This window comes from Leucobacter albus (genome assembly GCF_039528015.1).
Taxonomy (GTDB): Bacteria; Actinomycetota; Actinomycetes; order Actinomycetales; family Microbacteriaceae; genus Leucobacter; species Leucobacter albus.
The window spans coordinates 245,917-268,340 of the sequence record NZ_BAAAKZ010000010.1 but is presented as its reverse complement, the minus strand read 5'-3'; the positions used below and the strand labels follow the sequence as shown (position 1 = coordinate 268,340).

Below are 22,424 nucleotides of genomic sequence, written 5' to 3'. Positions count from 1 at the left end.
ACTAGCCGTTGTGAACGCGGGCGGCACCGCTCACGTGCCTGGCCGCGGCGACAAACTCCCCGATAGCGCCGATGGCGGTGCCTCGCCGCCAGGCGATCGCTACGACGGAGGGCGCAATGTCTGTGATCGGAACAAACCGCACGCCGGGCCTGCTGGCATAGCGCTCGACCGACGCCGCGGTGATCGTCAAGAAGCCCTGCGTTGCGACGAGCAGAAGCTCTTCGTCGACCGAATCGACAATACGGGAGGTTGCTGGCGCGGTACCGCCCCTGGCATCGGCGGCGAGCCAAAAGCCGTTCCACTCCTGACAGTCGCTGCGCACGGTCAGCAGCGGCTCGTCGGCGATCTCCGAGAGCGAAATCTCAGAGCGGTCTGCGAGCCGGTGGTGTGCAGGCACGACGAGCACCCGTGGCTCCGAGAACAGCTCGGCATACTCGAATTCGGCACCGGTCAGCGGCAACCGCACGAGCCCAACATCGGAGCGCTGCTGGCCGAGCCCGGCGGTTGGGTCACGGAACGGCGCCTCGTGCAAATCGACGGCAACCTCGGGGCAGCGCGCGCCAAACTCGGCGAGAATTGCGTTGGTCATCTCGGCCGCGGCGCCGACGGTGAACCCGACGTTGAGCCGCGCGGGTGCGGCCTCTGCAGCGACGCGAATGGCGCGCTCGGCTTGGTCGATCGTGTCGATGATGTGCTGGGCAGCCGGCACAAGGGCGTGCCCCGCAGCGGTGAGCTTCACCGAGTGCGTCGTGCGAGCAAACAGCGTTGCTCCGGTGGCCCGCTCGAGGCGGCGAATCTGCGCGCTGAGCGCCTGCTGGCTCAGAAACAACCGCTCGGCGGCACGCGTGAAATTCAGCTCCTCCGCCACCGAAAGAAACGATCGCAATACCCGCGTCTCTACGTCCATAGTTGCGTCAGCCTAACATCGCCGAGGCCACCACATTCCGCGCACTGGCGGTAACAACCGACGGTTGTGAACCTCGTGGCGTTCGGTGTTTCCGCTTCGAACATGCGCGCTCCAAGCTTGCTATTGCGACGGCATTGCCTGTGCAGTTGCTCTCTTCGACGAGGAAGTTGGACAGTGATTCAGAACACCGAGGCATTGGTGACCAGTGCACACCGCAGCATCGAGCGCGCCATGCTCAGCGGCACGCTCGACGGGCTGCGCATCTTGGGGTTTGGTGAGATCACCGTCGCTGTCGCCTGGCCGGCCGAGGCGCCCGCCATTGTCGTGAAGCGATTGCCGCCCTTCCCCTCTGCGTCAGCCGTGAGCGAGTACCGCGCGGTGCTCGACGCCTGGAGTGCAGAACTCGAGCACCGCGGTGTCGCGCTTGTGCCGACGGCGCTCCACACACGCGTGAGCGACACCTGGGGCACCGTTGGGTACATCGTGCAACCGGTGGTGAACGCCGACGACCTGCTCCATACGCGCTGTCGCGACGCGGGCGAGGCCGAGCGGCAGCGGCTTTTGGAGCAGGTCGTGGCCGCGCTCGCAACCGCCGTCACCGCCGACATCGCCGTAGACGCGCAGCTACCGAACTGGGTGGTGCGCGACGACGGCACGATCGCGCTGCTCGACGTTTCAACCCCGCTCATTCGTGACTCTTTCGGCAGAGATCGCCTCCCCGCCTGGCTCTTCGTGCAGGGGTACCCGGCGGCGCTTCGGGCGCCGCTGAGCCGCTGGGCCGTTCCGAAAATCATCGCCGAGTACCACGACCCTCAGACCGCGCTACTCGACGTCGCCGCAAACATGCGGCGAGTGGGGTTGGGGGCGTATATCGATGACCTGCTCCTCGCCGCGAACGCGAGCCTACGGACCAGCGTGACCCCCGCCATGGTGCGGCACCACTTCCGAGGGAACACTCGCATGTGGGCTCTCATGCAGCGACTCCGCTTGTGGGAGCAGGGCTGGCAGCGCCGGTGGCGAAAGCGGCCATACCCGATGCTCCTGCCGCCTGCCTACCGCACCCGCTCCAACTACGGCACCGCTGACGGAGAGCCGGCCGCCACGGCATCTGGCGGCCGGCCAGTCGGTTAGCGAACGTACCAGGAGGCGGGCTCGCCGTTCACCGCTCGACCGAGATCGTGCTCGAGCAGGTAACCCGCCATATCGATCGCAGCCGCCGACCCTTCGCCAGCCGCGGTGATGACCTGGGCGCGCGGGTTCGCGAGATTGCCTGCGACCCAGACACCGCCGACCGAGGTGCGCCCGGTTGGCCCGGCCTCGATCCACGGGCTCTCGCCTACGCGCGCAAGCCCCAGGCCCTCGAACGCCTCGCTTCGCGGGCTGAACAGCGGCGCGACGAAGGCGCAGTCGTGCTCCGAGGAGTCGCTGCCGCCGTGCGCGATGGCGAGCGCGCCCGCATCGGTGCGCGCGACCGCCGAGACCTGCCCGTCGACGATCGCGACGCCGATCGCGTCGAGCTGCGCGCGCTCGTGGTCGGCGAGCTCGATGCCGTTGAGATAGAACGTGATCGCGTCGGAGTACCGGCGCATGAGGCCAGCCTGGTGCACCGACATCGGCCGGTTCGCGCCGCCGATCACGGCGATGCGCTGGCCGGCAACCTCGCGGCCGTGGCAGTGCGGGCAGTGGTGCACGAGGCCGCCCCAGAGCTCGCTCACGCCGGGAATACCCGGGAGCTCGTCGCGCAGGCCCGTGGCGAGCAGGATCGCCGGGGCAGAAAGCTCGCTGCCCTCTTCGAGCGCGACAACGAACTTGCCGTCTGCCGGCTGCGTCACCGAGGTCGCACGCGCAGCGAGGAGCTTGCCGCCAAACCCGGCCATCTCCTCGCGACCGGTCTGCAGCAACGCCGCCGGGCTCATGCCATCGCGCGAGAGAAAGCCGTGCATGTGCGCCGCCGGGGCGTTGCGGGGAGTGCGGTCTTCCACGAGCACGACCCTGGCACCCGTGCGCGCCAGCACCACTCCGGCGCTCAGCCCGGCAGCGCCGCCGCCGAGCACAATCGCGTCCCACTCAGTTGTATGCGTCATGACACCATCTCCTTAGTCCGGTTCCCGTCGGTGAGCGCCTGGCTTCGCCGACGCCCTCGCTGGTTATCGTTGCCCGGCAGCGCTGCGGGCGCGACTTTTCTTGCCGAAGCGGCATATTCGGGGCCTCGGTGCGGGTGGGGCGGGGGCTCGGGCGCGGGCCTTGCAGCGGGCGCAGACGGGACCACCGGGGGAACGGCAGCGGGAGCGACAGTGGGAACGGCAGCGGGCACCGCAGCGGGAACATCGCAAGCAATATGCAGAAACGGCAAAAAGCTTGGAATTCTCAGGCCGAAAATGACAGCATTCACCTAACAGCGCGTGCAGGGCCAGCACTCGGGGGCTCTGGCGCGGGGCGGCCGAGCGACCCGGGCCTGCCGGCGCACGACGACCCCACGACGAAATGAGCACCACGCCATGCGCGACATGAACCCCGAAATCTACAGGCAATGGATCGCCCCGTTCGAGGGCGGCGATCCCGTGCGCGAGACCGCCACCTACCGCCTCGCCGTGAGCGACGAGCTCGACGAAGACGAGCGGGTGCAGATTCTCGTGCGGCCCGACCGCACCTACGTGCTGGTGTCGCCGGCCGTGCGCGACCTGCCGGGTGTGAGCGAGGCCACGACAGAGGAGCAGCTGCGAGAGGCGCTGACCGCCGCCGGCACCACGCTCAACGGCCCAGACCACCTGTTCTTTCTCGACGACGCGACGAAGCAGCAGCTTCGCACGACCGATAACCCGAGCCACGTGCGCGCCCTCACCGAGGCAGACAGCGCCGCATTCGAGGCATTCGAAGCAGGGGTGTCGGAGGAGGATCTCGACGGCGCCTCGGTCGAGCTCGACCACTGGATGGTCTTTGGGGCTTTCGACGGCGACACGCTCGTCGCAGTCGGCAGCTCGTACCCGTTTGAAGACGACGTGATGCTCGCCGACATGGGCGTCGTCACCCACCCCGATCACCGCGGGCACGGGCACGCCCGCAGCGTCATCTACGCGCTGGCGCGCGCGGCGCTCGAGGTGGAGCACGAACCCCAGTATCGCTGCCAGATCGACAACACGGCCTCGGTGACGCTCGCCAGCCGCTCGGGCTTCGCCTCGATCGGCACGTGGGATCTGCCGCTGCCAGACGACTCCGAGGAATCATAGTGACCGCCAACGAATCAAGCGAACAGCTAATCGAGCCGCCAGCCGAGCAGCACATCGAGCAGCACATCGAGCAGCAACCGCAGCGCCTCACCGAGCGACCCCTCGCCGAGCGGGTGAGCGCCCCGGCCTCGTTGCCGCTGCCCACGGTCGGCGCCGACCTCACCTGGCGGCGGCTGCGGCGCGACGACCTGCCGGCGCTGCTCGAGCTCGACACCCTGTGCGGCGTCGAAGATCACCCCCGCCTCGTGAACACGCTCGACATGTTCGAGGAGGGCTTCGACGCGCCCTCGTTTGACCCGGAGCTCGATAGCGCTGTTGCGCTCGACGGCGCCGGCACGCTGGTCGCCTACGGCGAGGCGGTGAAAGACAGCGAGGCCGCCACGATCGTCAAGGTGCACCTGAACGGGCAGGTGCGGCCCGACCGGCGGCGCGAGGGCATTGGTACGGCGCTGCTTGCCTGGCAAGAGGGCAGGGGGCTGCAGCACCTCGCTGCCTCCGACCTACACCTCCCGCTGGCTCACGGCCGGCTCGGAGTCTGGCGAGCCCCAGCAGCGCGCGCTGCTTGAGCGCGCGGGGTTCGCGCCAACGCGCTGGTGGTTCAACATGATTCGCGATCTGTCGGCACCCATCCCAGACATCGAGCTCGCACCGCACCTGCGCATCGAGCCCTACCGCAACGAGCTGTCGGAGCCCGCGCGCCTCGTCGTCAACGACGCGTTCAGAGACCACTGGGGGAGCCAGCCGCTCAACCGCGAAGACTGGGAGTCGATTGCCCGGCTCAAAAGCTTCACCCCCGAGCTTGGGGCTGTCGTGTTCGGCACGCTCGAAGACGGGAGCGAGCAGCTCGCTGGGGTGCTGCGCGTGATGGTCACGGAAGAGGAGTGGGAGCCCAATGGCTTCAGCTTCGGCTATATTGAGGTGCTCGGCGTTGCACGCGCGTGGCGCGGGCAGCGCATCGCGCAGGCGCTCCTCGCGCACACCCTCACGAAGCTGCGCGAGCGCGGCCTCGAGCGGGCGATGCTCGACGTCGACAGCGAGAGCCCCACGGGCGCCGTCGGCCTCTACAGCAGGCTCGGCTTCACGGAGCACGACCGGTCGCTGACACTGAACAAGGAATACTGAGCACACCATGTCACAACCGACACCCGCACCCGCCGCCGCGTCAGCACCCTCGCCCGCGCCGCCCCAGCTTGCGCCAGCGGCGCTCGGCGACAGACTGCAGCGCGAGCTACTCGACGGGCAGATTGGCGCAGGCGAACCCGGCGCCGTCGTCGCCGTCTACCGCGACGGGGTGCTCCTCGCGAGCGCGTGCGCGGGCGTGGCCGAGCTGGGTTCGGGAGCCGATGCAGGGGGCGTGTTCGAGGGCGTGTCCGAGGGCGAGTCCGGGGCCAGCCTCGCCAGCACCTCCTCAGCCGGCAAGCCCCTCACCCCAGACACCCTGATGAACACCGCGTCGGTGAGCAAGCAGCTCACGGCGACCGCGGTGCTGCTGGCGGCCCGTGCGGGCGCGCTCGACCTCGACGCCGACGTTCGCGGCCTGGTGCCCGAGCTGCCCGTGCCCGGGGTGACGCTGCGCAGCTGCCTGAACCACACCGCGGGCCTGCCCGACTACCTCGGGGTGGCGTACACGGTCGGCATCCCTGAGATCGAAATCGCTGCGCTCTCGGCGTTTCTCGGCTGGCTCGAAACGCTCGACGCGCTCGAGTTCACGCCTGGCGACACCCAGTCATACTCGAACACCGGGTATGTGATCGCGGCGCTGGCGCTCGAGCGCGCGGCGGGCGCGCCCTTCCCCGAGGTGCTCGCGGAGTCGGTGCTGCGCCCGCTCGGCATGGCGCAGACGTTCAGCACGACGGTGCTCGGCGAGTTCACCGACGGCATGGCGTTCAGCTTCGCGGCAGGGGCACCCGGCGAGTTCGTGAAAGAGACGATGGGTGTCGGCGAGGTCGAACCGGTGCGGGGTGTCAACGGCGACGGCGAGGTCATTACGTCGCTCAACGACTTCGGCGCGTGGCAGGCGTTTCTCATCGACGGGCGTGTGCTCGGCGACGATATTCGCCAGCAGCTGCTCGCCCGCACCGTGCTGAACAGCGGCCACGAGACGAGCTACGGCTTCGGCATCGAGCACGAGACGAAGGCGCACACCACGGGCTATGTGCACAGCGGTGGCATGTGGAGCTTCACCGCCTATTCGATCGTCGACGAGGCCACTGGGCTGAGCGCGGCCTGCTTCTCGAACCGCGGCGGCTTCGACGCCGCGGCAACAGCGTGGCGGGCGATGCACATCGCCACGGGCTTCGCCGACGTCGCCGGCAGCTGGTACGCGACCGGCTCGTTCTCGGGCGTGCGGGTCGAGGTGCGCGACGACGGCGGGCTCTCGGCGAGCGGCGCGCTCAGTGACGAGGCCGAGACGGTGCGGTGGAGCGGCGGGCGCGTGTGGGCTGGCGGCGACGAGTTTGCGCGCATCGAGGCCCGCGGGGCTGAGCTCGACATCGTGTCGTGGGCCGGCATCTCCGAGACCTACGGCCGGCTCGATGGCGCGGCCGGGTACCCCGACGGGCTGCGCGGTGCGTATGTCGATCGCCCGTTCGGCAAAACCTTCGTGTTCGAAGAGCGCGACGGCGAGCTCTGGCTGGTGCCTCCGGGGCGTGCGGCCGAGCCGGTGCGCCCGTTCGGGCGTCGCAGCGGTGAGTGGATCGGCGAGACCTCACTCGGGTGGATCGTCACCGACGGCGAGGCGTGCGACAGCGTGCGCGTCGGGCTCGGCACGTTTTCGATGGAGCTCGCGCGGCGGGCGGATCGCGAGGGCCCTCATCGTTGACCGGCCTCGGCCTTAACTCGCCGCGCGCACGCTCAGGTGGCGGGAGAGCTAGGTCTGGTCGCGTGGGCGTCGGCGTGAAAGGCGAACGGGTCGAGCGCGGCATCGGTGTGAAGCTCGTACTCGAGCTCGGCAGCAACTGAGCCGGCGACGCTGGCCCCCAGCACCTCGCTGATTATCGCACCGGCCATGTCCATTCCGGCCGCCGGAGCGACGAGATTGCCTGCGTCGCGATGACTTGCGCGCCCTGCGAGCTCGTGACAGGGCCGGCCGCGGCGGCGACGTAGGTGATGTCGAAGCTGTCGGGGAGGCTACCAAAGAACTCGACGGGGCCAAACACGTCGAGCAGTTCGAACCCGTCGAACAACACCACATCGATTGCGTAGTTCACCCGCAATGGCGCACCGGGTGGCTCGCGCTTGCGGCTTCGGCAAGGCACTCGTGGGGTTCGCGGTTGGTGCGGCGTGTGACCCGCACCAGCCGCGCGGCCGGTGCGCCCGAAGCCGGGTTCGGGCGCCGAACGAAATATTCAAACCCACGTCTTCTCAACGATTTTGCGCGATTTCGCCAGTGCCGCGGTTGCAAGGCTGCCGGAGCCGGGCCAGCACAGCCTATGGTTAACCTCACAGCTAGAACATTGGGTTCGGGCGTTCGAACGCCGCGTTCGAGCCTTCGAACGCTCACACTGGAGGGAAGAGATGGTGGAGACTGCCGTGCCCGAGGCTGGCGCTGCGCGCGCCGAATCACAGGACTCGGTCGAGTCGTTTGCCGAGGGGCTCAGAGACCTGCGCATCAACGCGGGCAACCCGACGCTCGCGGCCATCAGCGCGCAAACGGGCATCTCGAAGAGCGTGCTCTCGGTCGCTTTCGCCGGCAAGGGGCTGCCGACAGAGAACACCGTGCTCAAACTCGTCACGCTGCTGCACGGCAACCCGCGCGAGTGGCGGGCGAGGCGCAACGCGCTCGACCCCCGCAATACCGGCAGCGAACCCGTTGCGGAGCAGGCAGAAGCCGGTCGGCGCTTTTCGCTGCTGCAAACCGCGCTCATCGCCGCGGGGGCGGCGCTCGTCGCCGCGCTCATCACCGGCGTCGCGATGAGCAGCCTCGGCGCGGGGCCGACGGCGGAGGCGCGACACCTCACGAAGGCGGCAAACGGCGTGGATCCGATGCTCACGAGCTGCCGCGACGACGCGGTGATCGCGGCCTCCGAGGCCCGGCTCGACAACCTCGTGCACGTGCAGCTCATGTACTCGAACGACTGCATGGCGGTGTGGGGCAGGGTGACCCGCTACGACGACAAGACCGACGGCAACACCATGACGATGAAGGTCTGGCCGCTCGACGACCCGCAGAGCGAGCGCGCGCAGTCGCGCACCGATGTCGGGCTGCAGTCGCTGTACACCCCGATGATCATTGAGCCAGACACCGCGGCGCGCATCTGCGGCCAGGCCACGATCATGGTCGACGGAAAAACGGAAGACCTCGGGCCGAAGCTATGCATCTAATGACGCCGCTGAGCCGCGCCGGGCGCGCCACCGCCGGCGCGCGCCGACGCATCGCCGTGACCGCGATTGCCGCCGTGTTCGTGCTCGCCGGGTGCACGCCGGCCGGTGATCGGCCGGAGACCGACGGCGGGGCCTGGGTGGGGTTCGGGCCCTTCGAGGTGCGCGGGGGCGGGGCTGCGCCGCGGATCCTGAACGGCACGAGCGAACTGCGCCTGCCCGGCGGCGACCTCGCGACCATCGACGCCGAGAAGCTGCTCGGCAGCGGGCCCGACCTCCCGCCGCTGCCCGACCGCGAAAATTACACGATCACCGACGAGCAGTACTCGTACACCCTCGACGGCGAAGCGCCGCGGCTCGTCGGCGTGGTGCAGGCTCGCCACACGATGCACTTTCGGGGGTACACGGAAGACGAATTCGTGACGTTCGTGCTCGCGATCAGCGCCGAGCATGAGCCGCGGGAGCTGACGCGCACCCGCGTGCTGCGCGGCGGTGAGCACACCGCGACGATCACCGGGCGCTCAGACCAGGGCGTGATCGCCGTGCAGCTCGAGGGCGCGCTGAACACGAACGTGCCGCACGACAGCAGGGTGATCGGTGTCGACGCGATTCGCGCCACCGAGGTGTGGGGCAAGGAGCACGGCTACTCGGGCTTCGGCGACGGCACCGCGTCGTTCTACCTCGCGCCCGCCCGCGACGCCTGCGCGACCGAGGTGCAGCGCTACAGCGTGGCGAACGGTCGCGCCGAGCACACCGAGTCGTTCGCGAACACCGACGTCGCGACCGGTGGCACGTGTGTGACCGCCCCGGCCGCGGCTGCGGCTGCGGGGGCGGCCGCGGGCACCTAGGCCCCGATTTCGGGAGCAAATTCGTCGGAACCGGAAAACCCGAACGCCCCCGGGGCGCGGAGCGCTTGTGAGTGGCAGCGCCCATTGGCCAAGGTTGGGGGTAGCCGGCCGGCGCACTCGTGTCGGGCCCTTACCAGTAAGGAACGTTCTATGAGTCGACCCCCACATCAGCTGACGCGGAGGGCCACCGTAATATCGGTGACCGCGTTCGCCGTGGTGGTGGCTTTGGCCGGCACCGCGACCGCGCTCGCGGTCACGCGAACCTGGCCGTTCGACGCCGCGGGTGCACCCGCGGGTGGCGTCGCATCGACCAGCCAAGCGGGTGGGCCCGAGCAAGACCGGCCGGCGAGTTTTGCCGATGGGGTAGAGGCAAAATGGACGCTGCGCGGCACTGACCTGGGGGCAGAGGCCGCGCTGCTCGGGCACCTGCCGAGAATGCTTGGGCCCATCAATGAAATGCGGCGGGCCGATCAGCCGCTGCAGCTCGAGTCGGGGGTGCTCGTGCACTACCGGCCGACGGCGGGGCAAGCAGGGAGCAGCGCGAGCTGGGCGCTGATCGACGCCGAAACGGGGCAAGCTCGCTGGGCGGAGGAGGGGTGGGGGTACCCGATCTCGTGCGCGAGCTCGCCAGACGCCTCGGAGGCGGTGTGCTCCGTCACCGCCGGTGACGGCTCCAAGCTCATCGGCTTCGATAGCGGCGGCGTCAGCTTCATGGAGGATGCGCAGGCCGGCAGCGTTCGCTATTCCGAAGCCGGGGTGCGCGTGTTCAGTGAGAACGCCATCGACACCTATGCGCTCAACGGCGAGCACCGCGAGAGCGAACGTGTCGCCGGCATATTCGGTGGCACCGTGGGCAACGCGCGCATGCCAGACTGCGTGTGGCTGCACGGCACCACGCAGACCTCGTACGTTGGCACCGGCTGCGACGCGCCAGCTGCCGAGGTGCTCGCCACCGTCGATTCGTTGAGCTGGAGCGTAGTCGGCGAGACCGACCCGGTGCTGTTGCTGAGCAGCGGCTCCTCGGTGAGCGCCTTCGACGCTGAGACGCGCGAGCTGCTGTGGGAGATCTCTGGGGCGATCCCCGGGGCACTCGGCGCCCCGGAACTGGTGGGGAGCGGCGCCGAGACCGGTGTGCTGGTGGTGCACTCGGCCGCAGGGGAGTCGGGGCACGCGATCGTGAACCTGCGCACGGGCGCGGTAACCCCCATCGATGCCACGGGCTCGACCGCCGTGGTTGTTGCGAACGAGGTGCTCGTGTTCGACACGGCCAGGGTGGGTGGCAAACCCTGGTTTTCGGTGTCGAGCGTCGAAGTGTTTGACGGCGTGACGGGAACGAAACGGGCGACCGTCAGCTTCCCTGCGATCGAGAACGTCGCAGAGATTACGGGAGGCCCGCTCGGCGTGCTCATCGGGCACCCGATGTGCTCAGATTGCTCGGTCGCCGAGGGCTCGAACATTCTTGACAGCTACACCTTCCTCGCGCCCGCCGAGGGCGCCGGTGGCGCCGCCGTGCAGCGGGTCGGCAACGTGTCGATTCCGAAGTCGATCCCTGCGCAGTGCCCGGCGGGCACGCTGCTGCTCGCCTGGGCCGAGCTCGCAGACGGCTGGGTGCTCGTGTGCGGCATCACGCTCGATCGCCCGAGCTACCTCGCCTACCAGCCGGCGGCAGGCGGGTCGCGAATGTACTCCTCGGGTGCCACCACGCCCACGGGCGACACGGCTCAGGCAGCACTCCGCTTCGACGAGCGACTCAACCGCTATGTCGCGCAGCTGGCGAACGGGGGAGTGCTGACGCTCGACTACGACATCGGCACCGTCACCGTGCGCGCCGAGGCCGGTGCCCGAACCACCGAGCAGCAACGGCTCGTGCGATACATCTTTGTGGTGCTTGGCGAGGCCGTTCGCACCGTCGAAGACGCCGCGAATCACGACGGCGCCTTCGAAGTGCAGGCCCCGGCCGACACCGCCGAAGACCAGATTCGCTACATGATCGAGGTGCTCGAGAAGGCGTACGCTGGCCGGGCCCTGGTCAAAGATGCGCTGCCCAAGCTGCAGCAGTGCACCGCAGCCGCTGGGGGATACGGAGACAGCGTCGCGACGATGCAGGCGGTGCGAGACAATCGCGCGGAGCTGCTAGACGCGCTCGGGGCGATGCCCGTCGACCGGATACCGCGTGGCCAGGAGCTACTCGACCACCTCAGCGCGGCCATCAGCAACTCGCACGCGGCCAACGTTGAGTACGTGGCCTGGGCAGAGGCCGCCCAGGCCACCGGCTGCGCCACGCTGTCGGCCGCTGGCGCGTCGGCGGCAGCGGCCTCCGACGGGCCGAAAGAGGCCTTCGCTGCGCTCTGGAACTCGGCGGTAGCCGCGAAATACGGCGTGCGCACGTTCGACGCCAGGTTCATCTGACCCGTGAAAGGCTCACCATGACTATCGAAGACCTTCGGCACGCGACGGCGCTCGCGAGTGACCCGGCGACGCCGCCCGAGACGCTCGCCCACATCGCTGGCGCGCACCGCGAGCTGTGGCCCGCGGTGTCGGAGCACCCGAACGCCTACCCCGAGCTGATCGCTTGGATGCAGCAGCAGGCCGGTGGCGCTGCGGGTGATGGCGCCCAGCCCAGCCCCGATGCTCGGCCCCGCACCCGCACCCGCACCCGCGCCCGCAAGACCTGGGTGATCATCGGGGCGGCCGCGGCGGCCCTCGTGCTCGGCGGAGCAGCGGTTGCAATCTCGTTCTTTGTGCGGGGCGATGACAGCGGGGTTGCGGGCACGTTGGCGCTTGTCGAGGGCGTCGCGCCGGGTGAAGAGTTCTGCTTTAGCTTTGTCGACTCGCAGCAGCGGCTCGAGTCGGGCTCGGGCATCTTGGATTTGGGAACGGGCGACGTCGACATGACGCTCGCTCCGTTCTATGCCGATTGCGGCGACCCGTTTTATGGGGCGAAGAAGCTGCGCTGGCTTGAGCCAGACGTGCGGGGAACAGCGACGCTGCAGCACGGCATGACCGGCACCGTCGCGATTGTCGGTGACGTCTCGGCGGGGCAGCTGACCGCGCAGCTGGGCGAACCGGCAGCCGGGGTGTGGCGCGACGCCGACAGGGGGCTCGCGTACTCCGTGACCGGCGACCAGGTTCTCGTTGCCATGGACGGGGAAGACCCGCCAGCGTCACCGCCCGCGCAGAGTGACAGCCTCGCGAGCCACGCGACGGCGGCCCAGCTGGTGGCCGCGCTTGGCCAGGGCGAGCCGCTGCTCCTCACGCTCGGTACGAGCGAGTCGCTCGCGCGGCAGCCGCTGCTGCAGAGCGCCCCGGTGACGGGGTACGCGACCGCAGTGACAGAAGAAGGTGCGGTGCTCACCATGAGCATCGCCTTTGCGCACAAGAGCGCTGCCGACGCGAGCGCGAACCTCGAGCATATTCGCAAGGTCGTCGGGAGTGCCCCCGAAACATTCGGCCAACTGAGCGTGAGCGCTGCGAGCGACCCGAGCGTTGCGGTGGTGTCGTACCCCGTGAAGAGCGAAGGTGACACGCGGGTGTTTTGGGAGCTGCTCAGCAAGTAGCGACGTCGTGGCGCTGGGCCGCGGCGCGTGGGGCCCCGGGCTTCGGGCTTCGGGCCCCGGGCCCCGGGCACGTGCGGCGTGTGGCTCGCGGCTCGCAGCATGTTTGAGAGTGCCCGCGAGTAGAGTGGAAGCGCTTGACCGCCGCAGTCGCCGGGCAACCGCGCCGGGTGGTGAGGCAATCACACATGAGAACGGCATATCCATTGGGTGCCGCGCAATTGCACGCAGGTGCAGACAGGAAATTGATATCCATGGCGAAGTATCGAGTACAAAACCCCGCAACGGGTGAGATCATCGAGAGCTTCGAATCCGCGACCGACGCGCAGGTCGAGGAACACCTCGCCGCATCGGATGCGGTCTACCGCGAATGGCGAGAGCGCAGCGTGCAGGAGCGCGCGGCAGTCGTTAAGCGCGTTGCCGAGATCTTTGCGGAGCGCCGCGAGGAACTCGCTGAGATCATCGCCCTCGAAATGGGCAAATCGATCGCTGAAAGCCTCGACGAGGTGGACTTCGCGACCGACATCATCGAGTACTACGCGGTCTACGGGCCGGGGCTCATCACCGACTACGAGATTCCGAGCACTATCCCGGGCAAGGCCGTCATGGAGCAGCTGCCGGTCGGCGTGCTGCTCGGCGTGATGCCGTGGAACTTCCCGTACTACCAGGTCGCCCGCTTCGCGGCACCAAACCTTGTGCTCGGCAACACGATTCTGCTCAAGCACGCAGACATCTGCGCGAAGTCGAACCTCGCGATCCAGTCGATCATGGAAGAGGCCGGCGTGCCGGTGGGCGGCTACCAGGCCGTGTTCACTTCGCACGATCAGATCGCGACGATGATCGCAGACCCCCGCGTGCAGGGCGTCTCGCTCACCGGCTCCGAGCGCGCGGGCGCAATCATCGGCGCACAGGCCGGAACGCACCTGAAGAAGGCCGTGCTTGAGCTTGGCGGCATCGACCCGATGGTCGTGCTCGACAGCGACAACGTCGCCGAGATCGCGAAGACCGCGTGGGAGTTCCGCACCTACAATGGCGGCCAGGTCTGCAACTCGAACAAGCGGATGATCGTCATGGCAGACATCTACGACGAGTTCGTCGCCGAACTGAAGAAGCTCGCGGCGGGCCTCACGCCTGGCGACCAGCTGAACCTCGCCGAGGGCGAGTTCGCTCCGCTGTCGACGCGCGCCGCGGCCGAGACCGTGAACGCACAGGTGCAGAAGGCCATCGCAGAGGGTGCGACCCTCGAAGCTGGCGGCGTGCTCTCCGACGGCCCCGGTGCCTACTACTCGCCGGCCGTGCTCACGGGGGTGCCCCGCGACTCGGAGTCGTACCAGCAGGAGATCTTCGGCCCCGTCGCGACCGTGTACAAGGTGCACAGCGACGAGGAGGCGCTCGAGCTCGCGAACGATTGCGCCCTCGGCCTCGGCGGATCGGTGTTCTCGACAGACGAGGCTCGTGCGGCGCGCGTCGCCTCGAAGCTCGAGGTCGGCATGGCGCACGTGAACATCATTGCGGCCGAGGCCGCGGAGATTCCGTTCGGCGGCGTGAAGCGCTCGGGCTTCGGCCGCGAAATGGGTCCCGTCGGCATCGGGGAGTTCGCGAACAAGCGACTCTACTTCGTGTCGGCGTAACCGCTCTCGCGTAGTGCACTGTGGGGGTGCGGGCTTCGGCCCGCGCCCCCACTCGCGCGTGTGGGGCCTGACGGCCCTGCCTGCGCTGCCGGCCCTGACGGCCCTGACGGCGCTGCCGGCCCTGCCGGCCCTGACGGCCCTGCCGGGCCTGACGGCGCTGACGGCGCTGCCGGCCCTGCCGGCCCTGACGGCCCTGACGGCGCTGCCGGCCCTGCCGGCCCTGCACATGTCTCCGAAGCCCCCTAGTTATCTCGCGCAAGAAAGGAGTGGACTCGGAGGCAAGTGCAGGGTTGGCTCGGGGCCGCCGCGGGCACGCCCGGGGCAAGGGCAGGGCCAGCCCGGGGCCAGCCCGCGGCAAGCCCGGGGCAAGGGCAGGCAGGCCAGCCGAGGGCAAGCCCTCGAGCGGCCCGAAAGCAGCGCGCCATAATTACGGGAGCTAACCTTCATAATTGTGTTACGGTGAGTTCGCCCCGATACCGGGCGCCCGCTCACCTGGAGACTCATGGCTCGCACAGACACCGCACAACGCCCGCAAATTCCGCTGCTGCTCTCGGCGGTGTTTCTTGCATACCTCGCGCAGATGACGCTCAACCCGATCATCGCGCCCCTCGCCCGCGAGGTGGGCCTCGCCGAGTGGCAGATCGGCATCACCATCAGCGCGGCCGCGGTGATGGTCGTTGCGACGAGCCAGCTCTGGGGCCGCCGCTCGCAGTCGTGGGGCCGCAAGCCCGTGCTCGTCGCGGCGCTCGCGCTCGCCGCAGTCACGATGGCGGCCTTCGCGGCCGTAGCCGCCGCCGGCATGCGCGGCCTGCTCACCGGCACGGCGCTGTTTGCGCTGTTCGTGCTGCTGCGCGGCATCGGGTTCGGTACAGCGATCGCCGCCGTTGCCCCGACGGCGCAGGCCTACATCGCAGACGTCACGCCAGACGAGGCGACGCGCGTGAAGGGCATGGCGGGCATCGGCGCGGTTCAGGGCATCGCGATGATGGCGGGAGCGGTTCTTGGTGGGTCGCTCGCCGGGTTCGGGCTGCTCACGCCGCTGGTCACGGTGCCCGCGTTGCTGCTGCTCGGGCTGGTGGTGGTAGCGCTGGGGCTGCGCCGGGAGCCGCGGCACGAGCTCGTCGCCGATCCGCCCCGCGTGCGCGCCACTGACGCGCGCGTCTGGCCCTTTTTGCTCGCGGGCTTCGGCATGCTCACCGCGCTCGGTTTCATTCAGGTCATCGCGGGCTTCATCGTGCAAGATCGTTTGGCGCTCGACGCGGCCGCTACGGGCCTCGTCACGGGCGGCGTATTGCTCGCTGCGGGCCTCGGCATGGTGCTTGCGCAGACGGTCATCGTGCCGCGCACAGGCTGGGCACCGCCGCGACTGCTGCGCGCCGGATCCGCGACCGCGGTCGCAGGCTTCGCCCTGCTCGTGCCCGACCTTGGGGCGGCCCCGCTGATCGGGGCGATGCTGCTCATTGGCCTCGGCCTTGGGGTCGCGATGCCCGGCTACGCGGCCGGCCCGTCGCTGCTCATGACCCGCGAGGAGCAGGGCGGGCTTGCCGGGCTCATCGGGGCAACCAACGGGTTGACCTTTGTGGTGGCGCCGACGCTGAGTACCGCGCTGTACGGCGTGTGGCACACGCTGCCGATCATCTTCGGGGCGATGGTCATGGCAACCGTGTGTGTGTTCGTCATTGCACACCCCCGCTTTCGCCACGTGGCACCATTGCATGGGGAGGGTGACCACCCTGAATTGCACGAGTGAGGAGCGCCATGGCTGAAGCACCGCGGCGCGGGCGACCCCCGCGCCTTACCCGTGACGATATCGCCTCCGCGGTGCTCGAAGTGGGGTTCGCAGGGCTCACCTTCGGGGCGGTGCGGGAGCGACTCGGGGTCAGCGAGAGCACTCTATATCGCCACGCGCCCGATCGCGACGAGCTCGTGCGCATCGGTCTCGAGCGCGCGCTCACCGGTGTGACCTGGCCGGGGCTCGAAGGGCCGTGGCGAGACATGCTGCGCGCCTACGGGCATGCAGCCTGGCACGCGCTCGCCGCATACCCCGGGTCGGCGACCGAGGTGGCCCGAGGCGTCGTGCCTGCGGCGATGGCCGGGCTGTTCGACGGCGTCGGTGGCGCGCTCATGGCTGCCGGGTTTAGCGCGGAACACGCTGTGCTCGCAGGCGACCTGGTCTTTGATCTTGCGACCGACAATCGTCGAGGCGTCGAGCACCTTGACGCGCTCGTACCGACGGCGGGGCCGGGGCGCGGAGTCGTCGGCGAGCACTGGCAGGCGGGCACCGCCGAGCAGAGGGCTGCGAACCGCAATGGGGATGCACCCGGCGCTGCGAGCAGCGCTGCTCACAGCGCCGCCAGCCGGGCCACCAGCAGCGCCGCCCTGAACGACGGTGTGCAGGCCGCCATCGTCGCCGACCCCGTCGAGTGGTTCAGCGCGAAACTCGATGTGGTGCTCGCGGGCATCGAGGCAACGCTTGCGCCGCGGCGCTCAGCGTAAGCGCGGCGCTCAGCGTAACCGCAGGGCAGCGAGCGGCGCGAAACGCACCGCCTCGCTGCCGGCCGGGGCGCGGCGGCGTGGCTAGGCGCGGGCCTGCTCGGGCGCGCGCCCGCGGTGCAGCGCGAGCCCGATGGCGCCGAGCGCCGCTCCGATAATCGCCCCGAGCGCGTTGGCGAACAGGTCGTTCGTCGTGCAGCTGCGGCCGAGTGCCGGCAGGAGTGCCTGGGTCGCCTCGATGCAGGCCGACGCACCAATGGCCGCGATCGCTGCAACGACCGGCCTGCGGGTGAGGAGCGCCGTGAGGTAGCCGAGGGGAACGAACAGCACGACGTTCGCGAACGGCTCGGGCCGGGTGGGCAGCGGTAGCATCCAACTGAGCGTGCACTCCACGGCCATCGTGCGCCCGGTCGGAAAGAACACGATCGCGCACACGAGCGCGACCGTTGCAACGAGCAGACCGAGCGTGAGCGAGCGCCGGGGCGCCAGCCACCGGCCGAGCGCGGGCCCGGCCGCGAGCAGCGCGATGAACGCGAGCGGCGCGAGCCACGGGTAACCAACGAGCAGCGTTGCGAGCAAAAATACGCCTCCTGGGCCGTCTCATAGGGCGGGTGGATCGGCCCGACGCTTGAAAACGCGAGCCGTCCAGGGAGCGTAACAGGGGCTTCCTATGAATGCTCCTGAGTCTGCCCCCGGCGGGGCCGCAGCACGACGATGCCGAGCACGATCGCGCCGAGCGTGAGCACCGTGCCCCCAAAGAGCACCGAGCCGCGCAGCCCGAACAGCGAGCCGAGCACCGCAACGGTCAGGCCGCTGAAGGTCATCATGCCTGGCCCGAACATCGTGTAGGCGCCGATGACTCGGCCGCGCTCATCGTCTGGCGCGCGCAGCTGCACGATGCTCATCGCCGTCGAATCTGACGTGATACGGGCGATACCGCCGATGAATAGCGCGACCACCGCGAGTGGGTAGATCGAGCTCGAGGCGAAGACGATCGTCGTGATGCCGAGCACCGTTGTCGCGATGATCGCGGTGCGCGGGGAGATAGGCACCTTGCCGGTTGCCTCAAGCAGAAACCCGCCGATGACCCCGCCCGCGCCGTTCGCGAAGAGCAGCACGCCGTAGGCGAGCCCGGCCGAGCCGGCTCCCAAGCTCTCGGCGAACTCCGGCATCGCGTTTTGAATCACCGACCCGATCGTCGCGGCGCTGAGCGCAGAGAGTATGATCATGCCGAGCAACTGGCGATCCTTACGAATCGTGCCGAGCACGCTGAACGCAGAGATCAGGGTCATCGGCTTCGCCTTCGCCCCGGCGGGCGTGCCGGCCGGCGGCCGCGGATCCGCACCCGACGTCTTGTCGAATCGCACGAACCACAGGAACACCGTGAGCGGCAGATAGAACAGTATGTTCACGAACATGCCGACCGCGGGGCCCAGCCCGAGCAACAGCGCGGAGCCCACCACCGGCCCCGCGAGAAACGCGAGCGAGCGGAACGTCGCGTTCATGCGAATCGCCCCCGGCAGCTCCCGCGGCCCAGCAAACTTGTAGAGCAAGAGCTGCTCAGCAGGCATCCACAGGCACCCGGCGAGGCCGTGCAGCACGAGCAGCACACACGCGTGCCAGAGCTGCAGCGAACCCGTGATGAACAAGACGCCCCACGCGGCAGAGACCGCCATGAAGAGCGCCTGGCCGATCTGAATGACGCGCCGCGGGTCGAAGCGCTCGGCGAGAGCGCCGGCCGCGACCGAGAACAAGAGGTATGGGAGCCAGTGGCTCACGATCTGAAACCCGACGAGCCACGGCGAGTGGAACGTTTGCCAGAGCACCCAGTACGCGAGCACGTGCTCGACGTTGTCGGCCATCATCGAGAGCGCGCCGCCCGCAATGTACGGGCCGGTGCGCCGGTCTCGGAGCGCTCCGAACTTGCGCGGCGTATTCTCGGGCACCTCGACGCTATTCATCAGACCTTACCTTAGCAAGGAGGCGCAGCTGAGAGAATCAGTGCTCGCGCGACAGCGACCCGTGTGACCATCGCGCGAGGGCACGCCGAAGGCTTCGGGCGTCGCTGTAACCGCAGCGCTCCGAGATCTGATCGAACGTGAAAACGCCCGCGGTGCCAAGCTCTGCCACCCGGTGGCGGCGCGCATCGTCGAGGAGCCGGTGGTAGCTCGTACCATACTCGGCCAGACGCCGCCGCAGGGTGCGTTCGCTTATATGGAAGGCGCTGGCCGCCGCGATAATCGTCGGGGATGCCGAGAGCCGGTCGTCGATCCATTTCACCAACTCGTTCACCCACCCGGTGGCGGCCGGGCAGGCGGCGAGCTCTGTGTTGAGCAGTTCGAGCATTTGGTGGTGACAATGCTCGTCTGCTCCAGGGAGCGTGAGTCTCAGGGTCGACCGCGGAATGACGATTTCGGCGGGGCCGTCGACAAGTTCGAACCCTGGCCCGAAGGCGCTGCGCAGCCGCTCGCTGTGCTCCCGCATCGAGAACGGGAGTCGAACGGACACGTCGGGGTTGCGCTCGGTAATGATTCGCAACGCTCCCACCGCGCTCGCCAGCAGCTCGGTGACTACGAATGTGCCAAGTGGTTGCCGATGGCTCGGCTGCCGCACCTCGATACGAAGCGATTCTGGGCTCCGCACCGAGGTGAGCTCGGTATCGGCGCCCGCCAGTTCCTGGAAGCGCAGCCCTACCGCTGCCGCCGCTTCCACCGTTGGCGCCGACATCATTGCCACACCGAGCGGCCCCCAGTGGGTGATGCGCTGCCGAAATCCAATGAGCAGGCCGATCAGTGGGTAAGCCGCCTCAAGCGAACTGAGAAACTGCGATGCTTGGGCTGGAGCGACGCGCGGAGACGGCCCGCGAAGCGCGGCCGCTCCGATTCCCGCATCGGCCAGTGCGCCCGTGGCATCGATGCCCGCCCGTTCGGCAATGCGCAGCGTGAGCCGAGTGAACAGCGGATCGATTGTGACGCGCATAACGGTGCTCTCCCGTGTGCTCAGTTGGGCCTGGGCGGCCCTACATCTGGCCTCCAGCGTCCTATACCCACCCGCGAAGTTCAAGCACACTGGGCGGCAACCCAGACAAAGGAGCGTTGCCATGGACCGAAAACAAGAACCCGCAGCGGCAGTTGGGGCGGCTGCGCCCGACGCAGATCCCACGTCGCGCGTCTGTGTGATCGGCGCGGGGCCCGCCGGGCTGGCTGCCGCGCGGGCGTTGCGCGAGAGTGGTGTCGCCTACGAACAACTTGAGCGGCATGATCGAGTTGGCGGAATCTGGGACATTGAGCGTGAGGGTGGGCCGATGTACGACTCAGCGACGTTCATTTCGTCACGGACGATCTCAGCTTTCCACAGGTTTCCGATGCCCGCAAGCTACCCTGATTACCCCGGGCACCAACAAATACTTGAGTACTGCGAGCGATTCGCAGCGGAGTTTGGCCTCCTCAAGCACATCGCTTTCGGCGTGGAGGTGCAACGCATCGTGCCAGAGGAGGGCGGCAGCTGGCTGGTGACCGTCGCGCCTGCTGGGTCGAAGCAGGGGCCCAGCGAGGTGCGTCGGTACGCCGCCGTGGTGTGCGCGAGCGGCGCGCAGTGGACACCGCGTGTGCCGGAGAAGCTTGGTTTGTTCGCCGGCGACTTGCTGCCAGCACGCGACTATCGATCGCCAGCGAGCTTCGCGGGACAGCGAGTGCTTGTTGTCGGCGCAGGTAACTCGGGCTGCGACATTGCTGCAGACCTGGGCGGCGTGGCCGCACGCTGCGTGCTCAGCCTGCGGCGCGGCTACTGGTTCGTGCCGAAGTACCTCTTCGGTAGACCAGCAGACACGCTCGGCACGGGCGGCGCGAAGCTGCCGCGGCAGTTGCGGGTCGCGGCAGCCGAAGCGCTGCTTCGGCTCGTTGTTGGCCGCCCACAACGGCACGGACTGCCACGGCCAGACCACCGACTCTTCGAGTCACACCCGAACGTTGGTACCCGGGTGCTCGCATCGATTGCCAGCGGAGTCGTGACCCCGCAGGGCGATATCGCAGCGGTGAGCGGCAGGCTGGTAACGTTCGCGAGCGGTGATTGCGAAGAGTTCGATACCATCATCGCGGCGACCGGATATGAGCCAACACTGCCATACGCGCCAGCCCTCATTTCGGGCGTGGATGACTCTGAACTTTACCTCGCGGCCTTTGCAAGGCGGCATCGGAACCTGTTCGTCCTCGGGCTGGGAGAGTCGAACGGCGGCGGGTTTCCGAACTTCGATCTTGCGGCGTTCATGGTCGCGCAATACCTCGCAGACACCCGCCACAACCCCGGGCGTGCTACACGTTTCGCGCAGCGCATTCACGCGCACTACCCCGACCTCACGGGCGGTGCTCGGTTCACGGAGTCACCCCGGCACCAAGGTTACGTTGACGCCGCAGCCTATGCCGCAGCCGCGGCGGCCACGTTTGCCGAGATGGGGTGGTCGTCGCCGCGCGTCGGCCCCGTTCCGAGCCTTGCCGGGGTGAGCCCTGCCGCCTCCACCAAAGTCGCGCAGCGGCGGGCCCCGGCCCGATACCGAGCCGGCCGGTTCGATTTCTCAACGGCGGTAGTGGTGGTCACGGGAGCTGCCGGCGGCCTCGGAACGCACATCTGCCACCAACTGGCGCGGCGGGGCGCGACGGTCGTCGCTCTCGACTCCACCGAGCGCGAACTCGTAGATCTCGTGGCAGCCCTCCCCGCTCGATGGGGTCAATGCCACCGATCGATCGGCGGTATTGACCTCGCTGACGCGACAGCTGCCGGGCGGATCGCGGCCGAGCTTCGCGACCTGCCACGACTCGACGCGCTCATTAGCAATGCAGGCATGGCCGTAGGCGGCGCGCTCACGGAGCGTTCGGATGACGAGCTTGAGCGCGAGATTCACGTCAACCTGGTAGCGCCGCTGCAGCTGCTGCGACGCACAATTCCGCTGTTGAAACTCTCGCCGCACCCGCGAATCGTGCTCACGGGCTCGTTGGGCGGGGTGGTCGCAATGGGAACCGACCCGGTCTATGCGGCGAGCAAGTTTGGCCTGCGCGGAGCCGCGCTGTCGCTGCACATTGCGCTCCGTGCAGAGGGCATTCCGGTGACCGTGGTGCAGCCCTCCGCTATCGATACGCCGATGCTTGAGCGTGAGGCGCGGGTTGGCGCAGAGCCGTCACAGTTTCTCACGGCCCCACAGCGCCCAGAGGTCGTCGCCGCCGAGGTTGTGCGCTCCCTCGTGCGCCCACGCCCTGAGGCCTATCCGCAGGCCCTCGACGGGCTGCTCGCCCGTCTCGTGATGCTGGCGCCCGGCGCGCTGCCGAGGGTGTCGGCACTGGCCGATCGGTTGGGTAAGCCTGGAATGCGGCGCTACATCGCAACTCTCGAAAGGAGGCGCAGCTGAGGGCGGGCTCGCGACCGGCGGTGAGCGTTCCTTGGAGATTTCTTGG

The 22,424-nt window shown here is 68.7% G+C and carries 20 protein-coding genes; 13 read left to right on the top strand and 7 right to left on the bottom strand.

What is annotated here, in order from left to right; translation table 11 throughout:
• Window position 1: 1 nt before the first annotated feature.
• Window positions 2-907, bottom strand: a complete 906-nt coding sequence (locus ABD115_RS12305) for a LysR family transcriptional regulator (RefSeq protein ID WP_343961230.1) — start codon at window positions 905-907, stop codon at window positions 2-4.
• A gap of 174 nt (window positions 908-1,081) precedes the next feature.
• Between ABD115_RS12305 and ABD115_RS12300 the strand changes: the two genes are divergently transcribed.
• Complete coding sequence (locus ABD115_RS12300) at window positions 1,082-2,038, top strand: DUF6206 family protein (RefSeq protein ID WP_343961229.1); 957 nt, start codon at window positions 1,082-1,084, stop codon at window positions 2,036-2,038.
• Here ABD115_RS12300 and ABD115_RS12295 read toward each other — a convergent pair.
• Complete coding sequence (locus ABD115_RS12295; RefSeq protein ID WP_343961227.1) at window positions 2,035-2,991, bottom strand: NAD(P)/FAD-dependent oxidoreductase; 957 nt, start codon at window positions 2,989-2,991, stop codon at window positions 2,035-2,037. The genes ABD115_RS12300 and ABD115_RS12295 overlap by 4 nt on opposite strands.
• A gap of 414 nt (window positions 2,992-3,405) precedes the next feature.
• On the opposite strand from ABD115_RS12295, the gene ABD115_RS12290 reads away from it, so the two are divergent.
• Genes ABD115_RS12290 through ABD115_RS12275 form a run of 4 tightly spaced genes read left to right on the top strand, consistent with a single transcriptional unit; the run spans window position 3,406 to window position 6,955 of the window.
• The gene (locus ABD115_RS12290) at window positions 3,406-4,134 is read left to right on the top strand and encodes a GNAT family N-acetyltransferase (RefSeq protein ID WP_343961225.1); all 729 of its coding nucleotides are present in this window, start codon (window positions 3,406-3,408) and stop codon (window positions 4,132-4,134) included.
• Window positions 4,134-4,700 carry a GNAT family N-acetyltransferase gene (locus ABD115_RS12285; RefSeq protein WP_343961224.1) on the top strand — a complete coding sequence of 189 codons (567 nt, stop codon included), beginning with the start codon at window positions 4,134-4,136 and terminating at the stop codon, window positions 4,698-4,700. Before ABD115_RS12290 ends, ABD115_RS12285 begins: the two co-directional genes overlap by 1 nt.
• A gap of 37 nt (window positions 4,701-4,737) precedes the next feature.
• The gene (locus ABD115_RS12280) at window positions 4,738-5,256 is read left to right on the top strand and encodes a GNAT family N-acetyltransferase (RefSeq protein WP_343961222.1); all 519 of its coding nucleotides are present in this window, start codon (window positions 4,738-4,740) and stop codon (window positions 5,254-5,256) included.
• Between the two features lie 7 nt (window positions 5,257-5,263).
• Window positions 5,264-6,955 carry a serine hydrolase domain-containing protein gene (locus tag ABD115_RS12275; RefSeq protein ID WP_343961220.1) on the top strand — a complete coding sequence of 564 codons (1,692 nt, stop codon included), beginning with the start codon at window positions 5,264-5,266 and terminating at the stop codon, window positions 6,953-6,955.
• Between the two features lie 32 nt (window positions 6,956-6,987).
• Here ABD115_RS12275 and ABD115_RS12270 read toward each other — a convergent pair whose 3' ends face one another.
• Together ABD115_RS12270 and ABD115_RS12265 are read right to left on the bottom strand one after the other, a co-directional pair.
• The gene (locus ABD115_RS12270) at window positions 6,988-7,143 is read right to left on the bottom strand and encodes a hypothetical protein (protein WP_343961217.1); all 156 of its coding nucleotides are present in this window, start codon (window positions 7,141-7,143) and stop codon (window positions 6,988-6,990) included.
• Window positions 7,128-7,325 (bottom strand): type 1 glutamine amidotransferase family protein, encoded by a 198-nt coding sequence (locus ABD115_RS12265; RefSeq protein ID WP_343961215.1) that lies wholly within the window; start codon window positions 7,323-7,325, stop codon window positions 7,128-7,130. The genes ABD115_RS12270 and ABD115_RS12265 overlap by 16 nt, the downstream gene beginning before the upstream one ends.
• Window positions 7,326-7,653: 328 nt before the next feature.
• Between ABD115_RS12265 and ABD115_RS12260 the strand changes: the two genes are divergently transcribed.
• The 7 genes from ABD115_RS12260 to ABD115_RS12230 all read left to right on the top strand — a co-directional run bounded on the left by ABD115_RS12260 (window position 7,654) and on the right by ABD115_RS12230 (window position 16,983).
• The gene (locus ABD115_RS12260; RefSeq protein ID WP_343961213.1) at window positions 7,654-8,457 is read left to right on the top strand and encodes a DUF2690 domain-containing protein; all 804 of its coding nucleotides are present in this window, start codon (window positions 7,654-7,656) and stop codon (window positions 8,455-8,457) included.
• The gene (locus ABD115_RS12255; protein ID WP_343961210.1) at window positions 8,457-9,302 is read left to right on the top strand and encodes a hypothetical protein; all 846 of its coding nucleotides are present in this window, start codon (window positions 8,457-8,459) and stop codon (window positions 9,300-9,302) included. Before ABD115_RS12260 ends, ABD115_RS12255 begins: the two co-directional genes overlap by 1 nt.
• Before the next feature lie 150 nt (window positions 9,303-9,452).
• Window positions 9,453-11,711: a hypothetical protein gene (locus tag ABD115_RS12250; protein WP_343961208.1), complete on the top strand. Its 2,259-nt coding sequence runs from the start codon at window positions 9,453-9,455 to the stop codon at window positions 11,709-11,711.
• Between the two features lie 17 nt (window positions 11,712-11,728).
• Window positions 11,729-12,859: a variant leucine-rich repeat-containing protein gene (locus ABD115_RS12245; RefSeq protein WP_343961206.1), complete on the top strand. Its 1,131-nt coding sequence runs from the start codon at window positions 11,729-11,731 to the stop codon at window positions 12,857-12,859.
• 251 nt (window positions 12,860-13,110) lie between these two features.
• Window positions 13,111-14,487 (top strand): NAD-dependent succinate-semialdehyde dehydrogenase, encoded by a 1,377-nt coding sequence (locus ABD115_RS12240; protein ID WP_343961204.1) that lies wholly within the window; start codon window positions 13,111-13,113, stop codon window positions 14,485-14,487.
• A 502-nt stretch (window positions 14,488-14,989) separates the two neighbouring features.
• On the top strand, window positions 14,990-16,237 hold the full coding sequence (locus ABD115_RS12235; protein WP_343961202.1) for an MFS transporter: 1,248 nt from the start codon (window positions 14,990-14,992) through the stop codon (window positions 16,235-16,237).
• Window positions 16,238-16,245: 8 nt separating this feature from the next.
• Window positions 16,246-16,983, top strand: a complete 738-nt coding sequence (locus tag ABD115_RS12230; protein ID WP_343961200.1) for a TetR/AcrR family transcriptional regulator — start codon at window positions 16,246-16,248, stop codon at window positions 16,981-16,983.
• A gap of 81 nt (window positions 16,984-17,064) precedes the next feature.
• Here ABD115_RS12230 and ABD115_RS12225 read toward each other — a convergent pair whose 3' ends face one another.
• The 3 genes from ABD115_RS12225 to ABD115_RS12215 all read right to left on the bottom strand — a co-directional run bounded on the left by ABD115_RS12225 (window position 17,065) and on the right by ABD115_RS12215 (window position 19,959).
• Window positions 17,065-17,559 carry a VanZ family protein gene (locus tag ABD115_RS12225; protein ID WP_343961198.1) on the bottom strand — a complete coding sequence of 165 codons (495 nt, stop codon included), beginning with the start codon at window positions 17,557-17,559 and terminating at the stop codon, window positions 17,065-17,067.
• A gap of 89 nt (window positions 17,560-17,648) precedes the next feature.
• The gene (locus tag ABD115_RS12220) at window positions 17,649-18,941 is read right to left on the bottom strand and encodes an MFS transporter (RefSeq protein ID WP_343961195.1); all 1,293 of its coding nucleotides are present in this window, start codon (window positions 18,939-18,941) and stop codon (window positions 17,649-17,651) included.
• 37 nt (window positions 18,942-18,978) lie between these two features.
• On the bottom strand, window positions 18,979-19,959 hold the full coding sequence (locus ABD115_RS12215; protein WP_343961193.1) for an AraC family transcriptional regulator ligand-binding domain-containing protein: 981 nt from the start codon (window positions 19,957-19,959) through the stop codon (window positions 18,979-18,981).
• A gap of 121 nt (window positions 19,960-20,080) precedes the next feature.
• Between ABD115_RS12215 and ABD115_RS12210 the strand changes: the two genes are divergently transcribed.
• On the top strand, window positions 20,081-22,378 hold the full coding sequence (locus ABD115_RS12210; RefSeq protein WP_343961191.1) for an SDR family NAD(P)-dependent oxidoreductase: 2,298 nt from the start codon (window positions 20,081-20,083) through the stop codon (window positions 22,376-22,378).
• The last annotated feature ends 46 nt before the right edge of the window (window positions 22,379-22,424 follow it).